The organism is Streptomyces sp. NPDC015127, from assembly GCF_043080095.1.
Taxonomy (GTDB): domain Bacteria; phylum Actinomycetota; class Actinomycetes; order Streptomycetales; family Streptomycetaceae; genus Streptomyces.
The window spans coordinates 260,038-275,200 of record NZ_JBIBVE010000004.1; the positions used below are offsets into that span (position 1 = coordinate 260,038).

A 15,163-nucleotide genomic window follows, 5' to 3' on the forward strand; every position below is an offset into this window, starting at 1 on the left:
GACCTCAAGCGCGCTTGAGGGATCAGGCTCGCGGCCATGGACATCACCGAGATGCGGCACGAGCTGCGCGCGCTGACCGACCGGGCCGAGATCACCGACCTCCTCGACCGCTACCTCCGCTCCCTGGACGAGGGCGTCATCGACGAGGAGTGGGCCCGCGCCTTCCACACCGAGGACGTCACCGCCGAGATGCCCGTGGGCACGGTCCACGGCCGCGACGCCGTTCTGGCGACAGTCGGCCGCGCCATGGCCTTGTTCGACCGGACCGTGCACCTGGGCGGCAACCCCGTGATCGAGATCGACGGCGACCGGGCCACGGCCCGCGGAGCCCAGCTGAGCACCCACGTCCTGGCGGACGGCTCGGAGGACGTCTTCGTCTCCGCCGGCCGCACGGAAACGGACCTGGTCAGGACGGCGGACGGCTGGCGCATCTCGGCGACGGCCCTGCGCATCGTATGGACACGGGGAACCCCGCCGCGTCTGCCGGAGGGACTGGGCGCCCAAGCCGGCGCCGGTTCGCCGGACGCGGCGATGGGTAGGCACTGACGGCGTCCGGGCGGGCCCGTCCGGGCCCCGCCAAGGGAGGGGACATGTCCGACGCTCCACCCAGCCGTGGTCATCTCTGCGGCCAGCTGTACGCGACGCTTCGGGCGCTGGAGGCCCTGAGTGCCGCCCACCGGAAGCTGGAGGACATCCGCCCGAACGACAAGGTGCGAGTCAGTCCGCTGAAGTGGCTGCCGGGCATGCTGGGCAAGGCGGGCGAGCATCTGGTCAAGGCCCGGAGGCGGGGACCCGCGCACGGTGGCGCTGCCGACGAGCTGTTCCGGGCCATACCGGACTGTCTCCCTGCCAAAGGGAACCTCCCCGGCTCCCTCGGCGACGGGGAGCCGGGCCGGTTCGACGAGGGGTACCGCCTGCGGATGGCCGCGTACACGGCCGCTCACGGCGCACTGCTGGAGTGACCGGGGAGCGCCTCACCGGAGAGCAGTGGCAGCGCCTCACGCGTCCCGGCGCATCAGCCGCCGGCCGCCCGCCCACAGGGCCGCCGCCACCCACAGCAGCAGGACTCCCGTCCCGGTCCACGGGCCCAGCGGGCCGTCCGGCTCCTGGAGGAGGATCTGCTGACCGGCCCGGTCGGGCAGGAAGTCGACCCAGCCGCCGCCCTGCGACACGTCCCCGAGGACGAACGACAGCATCAGCAGGAACGGGATGAGGATGCCCATGACCGCCGGGGCGCTGCGCAGGAGGGCGGCGAGTCCGGCCGCGAACAGGGCGATCAGGGCCAGGTAGACCCCGCACCCCACGACCGCCCGCAGCGCCCCGGGCGCGCCGATGCCCACGCCGTGGTCACCGAGGAAGGTCTGGCCGAGGGCGAAGCAGGCCGCGCTCGTGGCCAGACCGACCGCGAGCGACAGCAGCCCGACGACCGTGATCTTCCCCGCCCAGAAGACGCCCCGGCGTGGGACGGCCGCCAGCGAGACGCGGATGCCGCCCCCGCGGTACTCGCCCGCGACGGCGAGCGAGCCGAAGCAAATGGCGGCGATCTGACCGAAGTCGATGCCGAAGAACGACGAGCGGACGGGGTCGAAACCGCGCTCGGACAGCTCCTCGGCGCCGAATGTCGCGCACATCAGGGCCGAGAACACCACGGTCGCCGCGAACACGGCGGCGAGCGTGACGCACTGGGAGCGCACCGAGCGGATCTTCAGCCACTCGGAACGCAGGACGGGCAGGACGCTCATGGCGGGAGCGACGGACATGGGTCACGCCTCCTGTACGGACGGGACGGGGCGGGTGGCGGTGTACTCGGCCTCGCCGGCGGTGAGCGCGAGGTACGCCTGCTCCAACGTGGCCTCCTCACCGGCGAGTTCGAGGATCGGGACGTTCTCGCGCGCCGCGAGCGGACCGATGTCCTCCACGCGCGCGCCGTCGACGGTCCAGCTGCCGTCGTCGCCTTCCACGGCCGTGAACCCCGCTCCCGCCAGGGCGGTGCGCAGCCGTGCGCCCTCGGTGGTGCGCAGCCGCACCCGGGGCGAGGTCCAGGCGTCGATGAACTCGCGCATGCCCGTGTCGGCGAGCAGCCGGCCCCGCCCGAGGACGACGAGATGGTCGGCGAACGAGGCCGTCTCGCTCATCAGGTGGCTGGAGACGAGGACGGCCCTGCCCTCCCCGGCGAGTTCACGCATCAGCTCGCGGATCCAGATGATTCCCTCGGGGTCGAGCCCGTTGGACGGCTCGTCGAGCACGAGCACCGCCGGGTCGCCGAGCAGCGCCGCCGCGATTCCGAGCCGCTGGCGCATGCCGAGCGAATACGTCCTGATCCGCCGGTCCGCGACGCCCGCGATCCCGGCCTGCTCCAGCACCTGCTCCACGCGCGGGGCCGGTATCCGGCCCGCGGCGGCCAGGATGCGCAGGTGGTCGCGTGCGGTGCGGGAACCGGCCGCGGCCTGCGCGTCGAGCAGGGCGCCGACGTGCCGCAGCGGCTCGTCGAGCGCCGCGTAGGGGCGTCCGCCGACGGTCGCGGTGCCGGAGGTGGGCCGGTCCAGGCCGAGGACGAGCCGCATGGTGGTCGACTTCCCGGCGCCGTTCGGACCGAGGAAGCCGGTGACACGGCCGGGCCGCACGCTGAACGTCAGACCGTCCACGGCCCGCGTCCTGCCGTACTCCTTGGTGAGGTTGGTGACGTCGATGCTGGTCATGGCTTCAGCCTCGCCGCGCGCGGGTGGCCGCGGCCTCCCCCGCCCGTGGCGGGCGTCTCCCCCGTGCGAGGGAGACGCCGGCGCGCGGGCCGCTGGCACGATGGCGGCATGCTCCGCTCGCCGCATCCGCAGGCCCTCCGGGGCACCCGTATCCGCCTGCCGCGTCCGCAGGCCCTCCGCGTCACCCGTATCCGTCTGCCGCGTCCGCTGACCCGCCGCGTCACCTACACCCGCTGGCTGCATCTGTTCATCAGCACGATCGTCATCGGCATCTGGATGTTCATCAGCACAGATGCCCTGTACGTGCCGGTCATCGTGCTCGGGCTGCTGGGCTTCCTCCCGGCGATGCGGCTCGTCGAGGGCCTGCAGGCACGGCTTCTGCTGTCGCCGTACGGGTACAAGGACGACGTCTCGGGCATCGCAGTGTCCGCGTCGACGACCTGGGCCGAGCGGTGGCGGACCGCCTTGTGGCTGGAACTGCGGCTCGGCCTCGGCATGCTGACCGGTCTGCTCACGGTCAACCTGATCGGCCTCTCGATCGACCTGGCGCTGACGGCCGCCGGCGGCGGCGCCGACTCGGGCGCGATCGTCCCCCTGCCCGCGGGCGAGGGCCACTGGTGGTACGTGCTGTTCGTCCCCGTACCGATCGCACTCCTCCTCGCCTGCGTCGTCGCGCTCGGCGAGCTGATCGCCTTCCTCGCCCGCCGGCTCCTCGGCCCCTCGGCGGCGGAGCGTCTCGCCGCTCTGGAGGAGCGCACCGAGCAACTGCTGGAACGCAACCGCATCGCGCGCGAGCTGCACGACTCGATCGGGCACGCGCTGACCGTGGCGGTCGTGCAGGCGGGCGCGGCACGGGCAGCGGGGAACGCGGAGTTCACCGAGCGCGCGCTGAGCGCCATCGAGGCGACCGGGCGCAGCGCGCTGGAGGACCTGGAGCGCGTGCTGCTCGTGCTCCGCGAGTCCGCACAGCCCACGAGCAGCCGCCCGACGCTCGCCGACACCGGCCGGCTGCTGGAGTCGGCGCGCGCGTCCGGCGCCGAGGTGGACGCCGAGGTGACCGGCCCGCTGACGCAGGTGCCGGGGCCGGTGTCCCGGGAGGGTTACCGCATCGTCCAGGAGGCCCTCACCAACGTCCTGCGGCACGCGGGCCCGGTGCCGACGCGGGTGCGGATCGCCGTCGCGGACGGCCGGCTCGAACTGGAGGTGCAGAGCGCCCTCTCCGGGACCGCCGCCCCCGCCGTGGCGGGCTCCCGCGGCAGCGGGCTGCGCGGCATCCGGGAACGCGCGGCGCTGCTCGGCGGGGAGGCCACCACGGGCCCGCACGAGGGGCGGTGGAGGGTGCGGGTGGGGCTGCCGCTGGACGGCCTACGCTGAGCGGGTGCCGATCACCGTACTGCTTGTCGACGACGAACCTCTCGTACGGGCGGGGCTGCGAGCCGTGCTGGAGGCTCAGCCGGACATCGAGGTGGCCGGGGAGGCGGCGGACGGCGCGGCCGTGATCCCGCTGGTGCGGCAACTGCGGCCGGACGTCGTGGCGATGGACGTCCGGATGCCGCTGCTGGACGGCATCGAGGCGACACGCGCGGTGCTGCGGACCCTCGCCGACCCGCCCAAGATCCTGGTGATCACGACGTTCGAGAACGACGAGTACGTGTACGAGGCACTGCGCGCGGGCGCCGACGGCTTCCTGCTCAAGCGGGCCCGCCCGGCCGAGATCGTGCACGCGGTACGGCTCGTCGCGGAGGGCGATTCGCTGCTCTTCCCGGCGGCGGTGCGCTCGCTGGCCGCCGAGTACGGCAGCACGACGGCACGCGCGGCGATGGAACGGGCCGCCCTGACCGGCCGCGAGGTGGCGGTGCTGCGGCTGATGGCGCGGGGCATGTCCAACGCGGAGATCGCGGCGCAGCTGGTCGTCGGCACGGAGACCGTCAAGACGCATGTGAGCGCCGTGCTGGCCAAACTGGGGGCGAGGGACCGGACGCAGGCGGTCATCGCGGCGTACGAGTCGGGGTTCGTCACGCCGGCGTGAGCGATGAGGTCCGGGACGCGGCACAGTCGTATCTGCGGGGGCCGTCGACGGGAGCAGTGCCATGGGCAGCGACGAACAGCAGATCCGGACCTTGATCGAGCGGTGGGCGGAGTCCGTCCGCAAGGGTGACCTGGAGCAGGTCGTGGTGGACCACGCCGACGACATCGTCATGTTCGACGTGCCCCCGCCGCACGAGGGCGTCCGCGGAATCGGTGCCTACCGGGAGACGTGGCCGCCGTTCTTCGAATGGCAGGCCAAGGGGGCGACGTTCGACATCGTGTCCCTCGACGTCACCGTCGGTGACGACGTCGCCTTCGCGCACGCCCTGCTGCGCTGCGGGACCCGGAGCGAGCTCGCCGAGCACCCGGAGACCCGGCTGCGGCTCACCGTCGGGCTCCGCAAGGAGCACGGCAGCTGGGTGGTCGCGCACGAGCACCACTCGTTCGCGGACACGACCGCGGCGGAGGGCTGAAACGGGCCCGGCCCCGCCGCCCCGGGGGCGGGGCGGCGGACCGGGTCGGTCACAGGTGCGTCGGCGCGAACATCCGCAGCACGGCCGGGAGCACCACCACCGAGGGGCCGGGCCGGGCCAGCGCCTTGGCCAGGTCGTCGGACAGCGTCTCAGGGGTGGTCCGGGTCGCCGGGACGCCGAAGGACTCGGCGAGGGCGACGAAGTCCGGACGCGCCAGCTCCGTCGCGGTGGCCTCGCCGAACGCGTCCGACATGTACTCGCGCAGGATGCCGTAGCCGCCGTCGTCCACGATCAGCCAGGTGACCGGCAGGTCGTACTGGCGGGCCGTGGCGAGCTCCGCGATCGAGTACATCGCTCCGCCGTCGCCCGAGACGGCGAGCACCGGGCGGGTACGGTCGGCGGCGGCCGCGCCGAGCGCCGCCGGGAAGCCGTAGCCGAGGCCGCCGGCGCCCTGGGCGGAGTGCATGGTGTTGGGCCGGCGGGCGTCGAAGGCGGACCACGCCCAGTAGGCGAGGATCGTCATGTCCCAGAAGCTGGGCGAGTCGTCCGGCAGGGCCTCGCGCACGGAGGCCAGGACCTGCTGCTCCAGGGTCAGTTCCTGGGAGTCGATCCGGGCGCGGACCGCGGCGAGCACCTCGCGCACGGCATCGGCCGCCGAGGGGTCGCGGCGCTCCTCCACCGTCTCCAGCAGGGCGGAGAGCGCGAGGCGCGCGTCCGCGTGGATGCCGAGGCCGGCGTGGTTGGACTCCAGCTTGCCGAGGTCGGCCTCGATCTGGATCACCCGGCCGCGCGGGGCGAACGTGTGGTAGTTCGAGGACAGTTCGCCGAGGCCCGAGCCGACGACGAGCAGGACGTCGGCCGACTCCAGGAAGTCGGTCGTGTGGCGGTCCTCCAGCCACGACTGGAGGGACAGCGGGTGCTCCCAGGGAAACGCGCCCTTGCCGCCGAACGTCGTGACGACCGGCGCGTCGATCCTCTCGGCGAGTGCGCGCAGCTTGCCCGACGCGTCGGAGCGTACGACGCCGCCGCCCGCGATGATCACCGGACGCGTGGCGGTGGACAGCAGGTGCGCGGCCACGGCGGTCAGTTCGGGGCGCGGCACGACGTCCTCGGGCGCGGCGTCCATCGCGGTGACGACCGGCAGGGACGTCTCGGCGAGCAGCACGTCCTGCGGGATCTCGACCCACACGGGTCCGTGCGGTGCGGTCAGCGCCGACTCCCACGCCGCCGCGATCGCCGAAGGGATCTGCGAGGCGGTGCGCACCACGTGCACGGACTTCACGATGTCGCGGAACGACGCCTGTTGGTCGCGCAGTTCGTGCAGATAGCCGTGGCGTCCCCCGCCGAGCCCCGCCGTCGGGACCTGACTGCCGATCGCCACCACGGGCGCCGACGCCGCGGCGGCCTCCTGGAGCGCGGCGAGCGACATCAGCGCGCCGGGACCGGTGGACAGCAGCAGCGGTGCGGCCTCGCCGGTGACGCGGCCGTAGGCGTCGGCGGCGAAGCCCGCGTTGTTCTCGACGCGCAGGCCGACGTAGGTCAGGTCGGAGCGGCGCAGCGCGTCGAACATGCCGAGCGCGTGCTGGCCGGGCAGCCCGAAGACGGTGGTCGCGCCGAGGCCCTGGAGGGTCTCGACGACGAGGTCGCCGCCGTTGCGCCCGGCGGGCGGGTTCAGCGCGGCCTCGGTCTGCGCGGCGGTGGGCCGCAGGACGAGGTCGTGGTCGTGGGTCACCGTGGCGTCCTTGGTGTCGGCGTCTGGTCGTTCGGTACGTCTGCCCGCGGGCGCGTACGCGCGTCGTCGGGGCCTTCGGGCATCCGGCTCGACGTTACGCGCGCGTACCCGGCCGGCGCGTCGGTGCCGGTCCCGGTGGCGGGACCGGCAGCGCGGTCACTTCGCGGTCTGCTCCGCGCCGGAGGCGCGGCTCGCGGCGATCTGACGGGACATGATCGTGGTCAGTTCGTAGGCCGTGTGCGAGGCGGCGACGGCGGTGATCTCGGCGTGGTCGTACGCCGGGGCCACCTCCACCACGTCGGCCGAGACCAGGTTGCACGAGGACAGGCCGCGCAGGATCTCCAGGAGTTCGCGCGAGGTCATGCCGCCCGCCTCGGGCGTACCGGTGCCGGGCGCGTGCGCCGGGTCGAGGCAGTCGATGTCGATGGAGATGTAGAGCGGGCGGTTGCCGATGCGCTGGCGCAGCTGGTCGGCGACCTCGTCCGCGCCGCGGCGGTAGATGTCGGACGAGGTGACGATGCCGAAGCCCATCTTCTCGTCGTCGGTCAGGTCCTGCTTGCCGTACAGCGGGCCGCGGGTGCCGACGTGGGACAGCGCCTCGGTGTCGAGGATGCCTTCCTCGACGGCCCGGCGGAACGGCGTGCCGTGGGTGTACTCGGCGCCGAAGTAGGTGTCCCAGGTGTCCAGGTGCGCGTCGAAGTGCAGCAGGGCGACCGGGCCGTGCTTCTTGGCGACCGCGCGCAGCAGCGGCAGCGCGATGGTGTGGTCGCCGCCGAGCGTCATCAGGCGCGCGCCGGTGCCGAGCAGGTCGTCGGCCGCGGCCTCGACGGTCTCGACGGCCTCGTTGATGTTGAAGGGGTTGGCCGCGATGTCGCCCGCGTCGGCGACCTGGGCGAGCGCGAAGGGCGAGGCGTCCTGCGCCGGGTTGTAGGGGCGCAGGAGCCGCGACGCCTCACGGATGGCGTTGCCGCCGAAGCGGGCGCCGGGGCGGTAGGAGACGCCGGAGTCGAAGGGGACGCCGACCACGGCGACGTCGGCGGTGCCCACCTCGTCGAGCCGGGGCAGCCGGGCGAACGTGGCGGGTCCGGCGTACCGCGGGATGCGGGACGAGTCGATCGGGCCGCGCGGCTGCTCGTTGCTGCTCATGGTCGGGTCCTCCTGGGGTGTGTCGGTGGTGTCCGGCCGGGGCGCCTGGTCGCGGGGCCCCGGGCCGGGGTCGTGGGTGCGCCGCCGTCAGGCGGTCACGGGTGCGGGCTCCGCTCCGGGCTCGGGCGCGGACTCGGACGGGTCCTGGCCGGCCAGCCGGGCCCGCCAGTTCGCGAGCACGGCGGCGTCCGTCGGGCGGGTGGCCAGGGAAACGATCACGTAGGCGGCGAGCGAGGCGAGCAGACCATAGTAGATCGGCTGGTTCGCCAGGATTCCGTAGGCGGCCATGAGGCCGATGACGGCCACGCCGCCGACGGCGACCGCTGCCAGCGCGCCCTGCACGGTGCCGCGCTTCCACAGCAGTCCGCCGAGGATCGGCACGAGCAGTCCGCCGACCAGCAGGTTGTAGGCGACAGTGAGGGCCTGCACGACGTCGTTGAGGGCGATGGCGACGAGGATGACGGCGATGCCCATGATCAGGATGAAGGCGCGGTTGCCCTTGACCTCGTCGTGGTCGTCCGCCGCCGTCTTCGCGGTGAGTCCGCGCAGCCGGGACCAGATGTCGTTGTTGGCGACGGTGGCGCAGGCGATGAGCGCGCCGGAGGACGTGGACATGACGGCGGCGAGTGCGGCGGCGAGGACCAGGCCCCGCACGCCCATCGGCAGCTCGTCCTTGACGATGGTGGCGAAGGCGTCGTCGGCGCTGGGCAGGTTCGGGTAGAGCACCTTGGCCGCGGTGCCGATCACGGCGCCGGCGAGGGCGTACGCGAGACAGTACGTACCGGCGACGGTGCCGCCCCACTTGGCGACCTTGTCGGTGCGGGCGGTGAAGACCCGCTGCCAGATGTCCTGTCCGATGAGCATGCCGAAGGTGTAGATCAGCACGTACGTGAAGATCGTCTCGCCACCGATGCCGAGCGGCTCGAAGTACGCGGTCGGCAGCGCGGCCTTCATCTCGGCGAATCCACCCGCCTTGACGACGGCGATCGGCAGCAGCAGGAGCAGCACACCGATGGTCTTCACCACGAACTGCACCATGTCGGTGATGGTGATCGACCACATGCCGCCGAGGGTCGAGTAGGCGACGACGATCGCGCCGCCGAGGACGATCGCGGCCGTCCGGGGCAGGTCGAAGAGGACGTCGAAGATCGTGGCGTAGGCGATCGTGGAGGTGACGGCGAGCATCAGGGTGTAGGCCCACATGACGAGGCCGGTGATGACGCCGGCCCTGCCGCCGTAGCGCAGGTCGAGCATCTCGGAGACGGTGTAGACCTTGAGCCGGGCGATCCGCGCCGAGAAGAAGACGGACAGGGCGAGCAGTCCGAGGCCGATGGTGAAGACCATCCAGGCGCCGGAGAGTCCGTACTTGTAGCCGAGTCCGACGCCACCGATGGTGGACGCGCCGCCGAGGACGATGGCGGCCATGGTCCCGGAGTACATCCAGGGGCCGAGACGGCGGCCCGCGACCAGGAACTCGCTCTTGGACTTGGCGCGGCGCATGCCCCACCAGCCCATCGCGAGCATGCCGGCCAGGTACAGGACGATCACTGTGTAGTCGACGGCCATGGGCCCTCCTTCGCTCACCTCGGTGGCGTGTCGTGCGGGGAAAGGTGCCAGGGCTGATCGCGGGGACATCCGCCCGTACCCGCGGCCTCTGGATGGCACGACAGTAGGTGGCCGGAAAGCGACGCTGAAGTGTACGTTTCCTCCACTGTTCCTATGCTGGATGTACGAAGGGTCCACCATCATGTCCGCGCAGGAACCCGTCTCCACCCCGCCGGCTCCCCCGGTCCCGCTCGCCGCGCTGCTCGCCCGCCGGGACCTCGGGCTGCGTCTGCTGGCGGGCCCCGAGGACGCCTCGCTCCACTGGGTGCACACCTCCGAGATGACCGACCCCTATCCGTATCTCCTGGGCGGCGAGCTGCTGATGACGGCTGGCGTGCAGCTCAGCGACCCGGCGTGGTACGTGGAGCGGGTGGTGGAGGCGGGCGCTGCGGCACTCGGCTTCGGCGTGACGCCGGTGTACGACACCGTCCCGGCGGAGCTCGTCGAGGCGTGCACGCGGCACGGTCTGCCGCTGGTCGAGGTGCCGCCGCAGACCCCCTTCACGGCGGTGGCCCGGGCGCTGTGGCGGCTGATGGCGGAGGCGCGCCTGAAGGAGCTGCGCCGGGTGACCGAGGCCCAGCAGTCACTGGCGACGGCGGCGGCCAGGCCCGCCCCGGTGCCGGCGGTGCTCGGCGCGCTGGCCTCGCGGCTCGGCGGGCGGGCTGTGCTCTTCGCGGCGGACGGTACGCAGTCCGCGGCGGCGGGCCGGGCCGTTCCGGACGAGGCGGCCGGGGCGCTCGCCGACCTGGCGGGCGTGGTCGGGCCGCGCCCGGGCGGACCGGCGACGGCAAGCGGGAACAGCGGCGGGCTGCGGCTCGCCGCGTACGCGCTCGGCGGCGGGGACGGCCTCACCCTCGGGGTGGCGACCGAGCACCACGAGCCCGGGAACCACACGATCGCCGGGGTGGCCGTCGTTCTGCTCTCGCTGCTCACGGCCCCCCACCGGGGCGCGGACACTGCGGCACGCGACGCGGCCCTGGTGCGGCTGCTCCTCGGCGCGACCCCGGCCGAGGCGGCGCGCGCCCTGGACCCGGGCCCGTGGACGGTGGTCCACGCCCGGGGCGGCGACGGCACCCCGTTCGCGGCGGCGGCGCTGGCGGCGGCGCTGGGCACCTCCTTGGTCGAGACACCCGACGGCACGGCGGTGCGGCTGCTGCTGCCCGCGAGCACGCCCGTCACGTCGCAGCCCGGCTGGACGCTCGGGGTCAGCGCCCCCGTCGAGGCGCGGGACCTCGCCGTCGCCGACACCCAGGCGGCACGGGCGGTGCGCCGGGCGGTCACGATGCGCAAACCGCTGGTGCGCCACCGCGAGTCGGGCCCGCTCTCGCTCGACGACGCCCGCGCGCGCCTGGCCCCGCTCGCGGACAACTCCGCGCTGGTCGAGACACTGCGCACCTGGCTGTCCCTGCACGGCAGTTGGGACCGTACGGCGACCGCGCTGGGCATCCACCGCAACACGGTGCGCCAGCGCATCGCACGCGTCGGGACACTGCTGGACGAGGACCTGGACGACCCGGACGTCCGGATGGAGCTGTGGTTCGCGCTGCGGCAGGAATGAGGCGTCCGGACGTCCGCGGTTCCGTGGGAAGCCCACGACAAGGGGACCCGGAAACTGTCCGCCCGAACCACAAGTGCCGGGCGCCGTACGGGTGTTGAATTTCCGCATGACCACCATGGCCGACGGTTCCACACCCGCGTCCGCGGATGGACGCCCGCAGCGCCTGCGCGCCGAGATCGAGCGACTGCGTGACGAAGCGGCACGGCAGAGAGCGCTCGCCCACCGGCGCGCCGAGTTCTGGACCGTGGTCGACATCGCCCTCGGCTTCCCCGCGGCCATCCTCGCCGCCACGGCCGGAGCCGCGGGACTGGCCACGGCGGACGCCCGCATCCCGGCGGCGGTGCTGGCCCTCGCCTCGGCGGGTTTCGCGGCGGGCTCGGGCTTCCTGCGCAGCGACACCCGCCGCATCGGCAACAAGCGCGCCCGGCAGGCATGGGCGGCCCTGGAGGGCAGGGCGACGGTGAAGCTGGCCCAGGAGGAGCTGACCCCCGAGGATCTCGGCGAACTGCTCCACTACCGCCATGCGGCACTCGCGGCCTACGAGGGCGAGGACCCCCAGCCCCCCGCCCTGGGCGGCTGACTTGCCCCTTCGCCGGAGCCGGTTGGGCACGGCCGGCCACCCGTCGAGTCCCCTGCGGCCCCGTCCCCGGACGGGGCCGTTCGTCTGCCCGCGGACGTGCCCAGCATCACTATGGACACTTTCAACAACTGCCGGGTAACTTAGCTCTGAGCAAGCGCTTAGACAACCTGGGACAAGAGGAGGCGTCCGTGCGCCGGACCGTATTCAACGAGGACCACGAGGCGTTCCGGGACACCATCCGCGCCTTCATCGAGGCCGAGGTCGTCCCCGTCTACGACGAGTGGTTCGCCGCGGGCCAGGCGCCGCGCGACTTCTACTACAAGCTCGGCGAGCTGGGCGTCTTCGGCATCAACGTCCCCGAGGAGTTCGGCGGCGCGGGCCTGGACACGCACAAGTTCGAGGCCGTGCTCTACGAGGAGACCGCCCGCGCCGGGGTCCAGTTCGGCGGCTCCGGTGTGCACGTGCTGCTCGCCCTGCCGTACATCAAGATGCTCGCCACCGACGAGCAGAAGAAGCGCTACCTGGAGAAGTTCGTCACCGGCGAGGAGATGTGGGCGCTGGCGATGACCGAGCCGGGCACCGGCTCCGACGTCGCGGGCATGAAGACCACCGCCAAGCCCTCCGAGGACGGCACCCACTACGTCCTCAACGGCGCCAAGACCTTCATCACCGGTGGCGTGCACGCCGACCGCGTGATCGTCTGCGCGCGCACCTCCGCGCCCCGCGAGGACGACCGCCGCTTCGGCATCTCCCTGTTCGCCGTGGACACGAAGTCCGCGGGCTACTCCGTCGGCCGCAAGCTGGACAAGCTGGGCCTGCGCACCTCCGACACCGCCGAGCTGGCCTTCGTCGACGTCAAGGTCCCGGTCGAGGACCTGCTCGGCGAGGAGAACAAGGGCTTCTACTACCTCGGCCAGAACCTGCCGTCCGAGCGCTGGGGCATCGCCTTCGGCGCGTACGCGCAGGCCAAGGCGGCCGTCCGGTTCGCCCAGGAGTACGTGACCGACCGCACGGTCTTCGGCAAGCCCGTCGCGTCCTTCCAGAACACGAAGTTCGAACTGGCCGCCTGCCAGGCCGAGGTGGACGCGGCCGAGGCCGTCGCCGACCGCGCCCTGGAGGCCCTGGACGCCGGCGAGCTCACGCCCGCCGAGGCCGCCTCCGCGAAGCTGTTCTGCACCGAGGTCGCCCACCGCGTCATCGACCGCTGCCTCCAGCTGCACGGCGGCTACGGCTACATGAACGAGTACCCGATCGCCCGCCTATACGCCGACAACCGCGTCAACCGGATCTACGGCGGCACCAGCGAGGTCATGAAGTCCATCATCGCCAAGTCGATGGGCCTGTAGGTTCACGGACGTGACCCAAGCGCTCGACGACCTGCTCGATCTGCTCGACCTGGAGCAGATCGAGCAGAACATCTTCCGGGGCAGCTCCCGCTCCGCCCTGGTCCCGCGCGTCTTCGGCGGGCAGGTCGCGGCCCAGGCGCTCGTCGCCGCGGGCCGCACCGTGCCCGCCGACCGCACGGCGCACTCCCTGCACTCGTACTTCCTGCGCATGGGAGATCCCGGCGCGCCGATCGTCTACACGGTCGACCGCATCCGCGACGGCCGGTCGTTCACGACCCGCCGGGTGGTCGCCGTCCAGCACGGACAGCCGATCTTCCACCTCTCGGCCTCCTTCCAGGTGCGGGAGGAGGGTCTTGAGCACCAGGCGGACATGCCGTCCGCGCCGGACCCGGAGTCGCTGCCGACGGCCGCCGAGATGCTGCCCCGGCACCTGCCGGCCGAGGTCGCGCGGCGGCTGGTCGAGGCCCGGGCCGCGGTGGACCTGCGGTACGCCGACACACCCCCGTGGGGCAGCGTCGGCGAGCGGCGCGAGCCGCGCTCGCAGGTCTGGTTCCGCACGAACGGCAAGCTCGACGAGGACACAGCCGGCCCCCTGCTCCACGTCTGCCTCGCCACGTACGTCTCCGACATGACGCTGCTCGACTCCGTGCTCCTCGCCCACGGGCGGGGCGGCTGGGCGGTCGGCGACGTGGTGGGCGCGTCACTGGACCACGCCATGTGGTTCCACCGGCCGTTCCGCGCCGACGAATGGCTGCTGTACGACCAGGAGTCGCCGTCCGCGTCCGGCGGCCGGGGCCTGGGCCAGGCGCGCATCTACACGCAGGACGGACGACTGGCGATCACGGTCATCCAGGAGGGCGTGGTCCGCGTCCCGCGGGACTGACCGCGCCCCCGCCCCTGCTCCTCAGGCGCGCGCACCCGGCGGGGCGGGGAAGGGCAGCACCGCGTCGAGCGCGTAGCCGCCGTCCGGCGTCGGGCCTGCGGACAGCGTGCCGCCCAGTGACGCCACGCGGCCGCGCAGGCCGGGCAGGCCGTGGCCGCCGCGGTCGGGGTCCGTGCGGGGCGGCCCGGCGGGCGGGCCGTTGCGGACGGCGATGCGCAGCCCCTCGTCCGTACGGCGGACCGAGACCGTGGCCTCGGCTCCCGGGGCGTGGCGGCGGACGTTCGCCAGCGCCTCCTGGACGACGCGGTACGCGGCGTGCTGGACCTCCGGCGGGCAGTCGGCCGGGTCCAGCCCGCCCAGCTCCCCCCGTACGCCCTCTCCGGCAGCCGCCACGAGCTCGGGGAGCCGCGCGAGACCGGGCCCGGGGTGGCGGATCGTCCGCCTCAGGTCTGTCGCTGCCCGCCGGGCCAGTTCACCCAGCCTTTCCGCCTCCTCGCGGCACGCCGCGGACTCCGCGGACGCGGCGAGCACCGAGGACCGCAGACTGATCAGGCTCAGATGGTGCGCCGCGGTGTCGTGCACGTCGCGGGCCAGCCGCTCCCGCTCCCGCAGCGCGGCCTGTTCGGCGGCGTACCGGCGTTCACGCTCCCGGGACAGGGCCAACTCCGCGAGGCGCGCCGCCAGTTCGCGGCGGGCACGGCCCAGGAGGCCCAGCGCGGCGGGCGCGACGGCCAGCAGTCCCGAGAGCAGGACGCCGAGGGTCACGTCGGGGACGGTCCACGGATAGTCGTCCATGTTCTGCCACGGCACGAACGACACGACGGCGACCGCCGCCGCCGAGGCGACGACCTCGCAGCGGCGCCGCTCGGACGCGGCGACCGCGTGCAGCGCGGCCATCGCCGGGATCCACAGCACGCCGGTGGCCAGGGTCGGCAGCGCGAGGAGCATGAACGCGCGGGGGAAGCGCCGCCGCAGCGGGAGCACACACGCCACGGCCGGCGCGGCCCAGTCCGCCCACCCGGGGAGCCAGTGCCGGGTGGCCAGCGCCTCGGCGAGCGCGGCGGCCACGACCAGGGCCTCGACGCCCACGGTCACGGGCCGGGGACGGCGGTC

The 15,163-nt window shown here is 73.4% G+C and carries 15 protein-coding genes; 9 read left to right on the forward strand and 6 right to left on the reverse strand.

Translation table 11 applies throughout. The annotated features are described in order from the left end of the window. Positions 1–36 precede the first annotated feature (36 nt). Positions 37–546, forward strand: a complete 510-nt coding sequence (locus ACF08N_RS09990) for a nuclear transport factor 2 family protein (RefSeq protein WP_392324106.1) — start codon at positions 37–39, stop codon at positions 544–546. 44 nt (positions 547–590) lie between these two features. Continuing rightward, the gene (locus tag ACF08N_RS09995) at positions 591–962 is read left to right on the forward strand and encodes a hypothetical protein (RefSeq protein ID WP_392324107.1); all 372 of its coding nucleotides are present in this window, start codon (positions 591–593) and stop codon (positions 960–962) included. A 36-nt stretch (positions 963–998) separates the two neighbouring features. On the opposite strand, the gene ACF08N_RS10000 is transcribed toward ACF08N_RS09995, so the two are convergent. Next, the gene (locus tag ACF08N_RS10000) at positions 999–1,760 is read right to left on the reverse strand and encodes an ABC transporter permease (RefSeq protein ID WP_392324108.1); all 762 of its coding nucleotides are present in this window, start codon (positions 1,758–1,760) and stop codon (positions 999–1,001) included. 3 nt (positions 1,761–1,763) lie between these two features. Continuing rightward, a complete protein-coding gene (locus tag ACF08N_RS10005) occupies positions 1,764–2,699 on the reverse strand; it encodes an ABC transporter ATP-binding protein (protein WP_392324109.1) in 936 nt (311 codons plus the stop codon). Positions 2,700–2,807: 108 nt separating this feature from the next. Between ACF08N_RS10005 and ACF08N_RS10010 the strand changes: the two genes are divergently transcribed. From ACF08N_RS10010 to ACF08N_RS10020, 3 genes are all read left to right on the forward strand, one after another. Next, entirely contained in the window at positions 2,808–4,073 is a 1,266-nt protein-coding gene (locus ACF08N_RS10010) for a sensor histidine kinase (RefSeq protein WP_392324110.1), read from the forward strand. Between the two features lie 4 nt (positions 4,074–4,077). Continuing rightward, positions 4,078–4,728, forward strand: coding sequence for a response regulator (locus ACF08N_RS10015; RefSeq protein WP_392324111.1), 651 nt, complete (start codon positions 4,078–4,080; stop codon positions 4,726–4,728). Between the two features lie 61 nt (positions 4,729–4,789). Beyond that, positions 4,790–5,200 carry a YybH family protein gene (locus tag ACF08N_RS10020; protein WP_392324112.1) on the forward strand — a complete coding sequence of 137 codons (411 nt, stop codon included), beginning with the start codon at positions 4,790–4,792 and terminating at the stop codon, positions 5,198–5,200. 49 nt (positions 5,201–5,249) lie between these two features. Here ACF08N_RS10020 and ACF08N_RS10025 read toward each other — a convergent pair whose 3' ends face one another. The 3 genes from ACF08N_RS10025 to ACF08N_RS10035 all read right to left on the reverse strand — a co-directional run bounded on the left by ACF08N_RS10025 (position 5,250) and on the right by ACF08N_RS10035 (position 9,644). Then, positions 5,250–6,932 (reverse strand): thiamine pyrophosphate-binding protein, encoded by a 1,683-nt coding sequence (locus ACF08N_RS10025; RefSeq protein ID WP_392324113.1) that lies wholly within the window; start codon positions 6,930–6,932, stop codon positions 5,250–5,252. Between the two features lie 156 nt (positions 6,933–7,088). Beyond that, positions 7,089–8,078: an agmatinase gene (gene speB, locus ACF08N_RS10030; RefSeq protein ID WP_392324114.1), complete on the reverse strand. Its 990-nt coding sequence runs from the start codon at positions 8,076–8,078 to the stop codon at positions 7,089–7,091. Between the two features lie 87 nt (positions 8,079–8,165). After that, positions 8,166–9,644 (reverse strand): sodium:solute symporter, encoded by a 1,479-nt coding sequence (locus ACF08N_RS10035; protein ID WP_392324115.1) that lies wholly within the window; start codon positions 9,642–9,644, stop codon positions 8,166–8,168. Positions 9,645–9,825: 181 nt separating this feature from the next. On the opposite strand from ACF08N_RS10035, the gene ACF08N_RS10040 reads away from it, so the two are divergent. The 4 genes from ACF08N_RS10040 to ACF08N_RS10055 all read left to right on the forward strand — a co-directional run bounded on the left by ACF08N_RS10040 (position 9,826) and on the right by ACF08N_RS10055 (position 14,050). Further along, a complete protein-coding gene (locus ACF08N_RS10040; protein ID WP_392324116.1) occupies positions 9,826–11,241 on the forward strand; it encodes a PucR family transcriptional regulator ligand-binding domain-containing protein in 1,416 nt (471 codons plus the stop codon). Positions 11,242–11,347: 106 nt separating this feature from the next. Then, on the forward strand, positions 11,348–11,821 hold the full coding sequence (locus ACF08N_RS10045; protein ID WP_392324117.1) for a hypothetical protein: 474 nt from the start codon (positions 11,348–11,350) through the stop codon (positions 11,819–11,821). Positions 11,822–12,009: 188 nt separating this feature from the next. Further along, the gene (locus tag ACF08N_RS10050; protein WP_392324118.1) at positions 12,010–13,167 is read left to right on the forward strand and encodes an acyl-CoA dehydrogenase family protein; all 1,158 of its coding nucleotides are present in this window, start codon (positions 12,010–12,012) and stop codon (positions 13,165–13,167) included. 10 nt (positions 13,168–13,177) lie between these two features. Then, entirely contained in the window at positions 13,178–14,050 is an 873-nt protein-coding gene (locus ACF08N_RS10055; protein ID WP_392324119.1) for an acyl-CoA thioesterase, read from the forward strand. Positions 14,051–14,071: 21 nt separating this feature from the next. On the opposite strand, the gene ACF08N_RS10060 is transcribed toward ACF08N_RS10055, so the two are convergent. Beyond that, entirely contained in the window at positions 14,072–15,145 is a 1,074-nt protein-coding gene (locus tag ACF08N_RS10060) for a sensor histidine kinase (RefSeq protein WP_392324120.1), read from the reverse strand. Positions 15,146–15,163: the final 18 nt, after the last annotated feature.

Coding starts and splice junctions, on each gene's coding strand:
- ACF08N_RS10020 (WP_392324112.1), top strand. CDS start 4,790: ATGGGCAGCGACGAACAGCAGATCCGGACCTTGATCGAGCGGTGGGCG.
- ACF08N_RS09990 (WP_392324106.1), top strand. CDS start 37: ATGGACATCACCGAGATGCGGCACGAGCTGCGCGCGCTGACCGACCGG.
- ACF08N_RS10010 (WP_392324110.1), top strand. CDS start 2,808: ATGCTCCGCTCGCCGCATCCGCAGGCCCTCCGGGGCACCCGTATCCGC.
- ACF08N_RS10005 (WP_392324109.1), bottom strand. CDS start 2,699: ATGACCAGCATCGACGTCACCAACCTCACCAAGGAGTACGGCAGGACG.
- ACF08N_RS10000 (WP_392324108.1), bottom strand. CDS start 1,760: ATGTCCGTCGCTCCCGCCATGAGCGTCCTGCCCGTCCTGCGTTCCGAG.
- speB (WP_392324114.1), bottom strand. CDS start 8,078: ATGAGCAGCAACGAGCAGCCGCGCGGCCCGATCGACTCGTCCCGCATC.
- ACF08N_RS10040 (WP_392324116.1), top strand. CDS start 9,826: ATGTCCGCGCAGGAACCCGTCTCCACCCCGCCGGCTCCCCCGGTCCCG.
- ACF08N_RS10045 (WP_392324117.1), top strand. CDS start 11,348: ATGACCACCATGGCCGACGGTTCCACACCCGCGTCCGCGGATGGACGC.
- ACF08N_RS10035 (WP_392324115.1), bottom strand. CDS start 9,644: ATGGCCGTCGACTACACAGTGATCGTCCTGTACCTGGCCGGCATGCTC.
- ACF08N_RS09995 (WP_392324107.1), top strand. CDS start 591: ATGTCCGACGCTCCACCCAGCCGTGGTCATCTCTGCGGCCAGCTGTAC.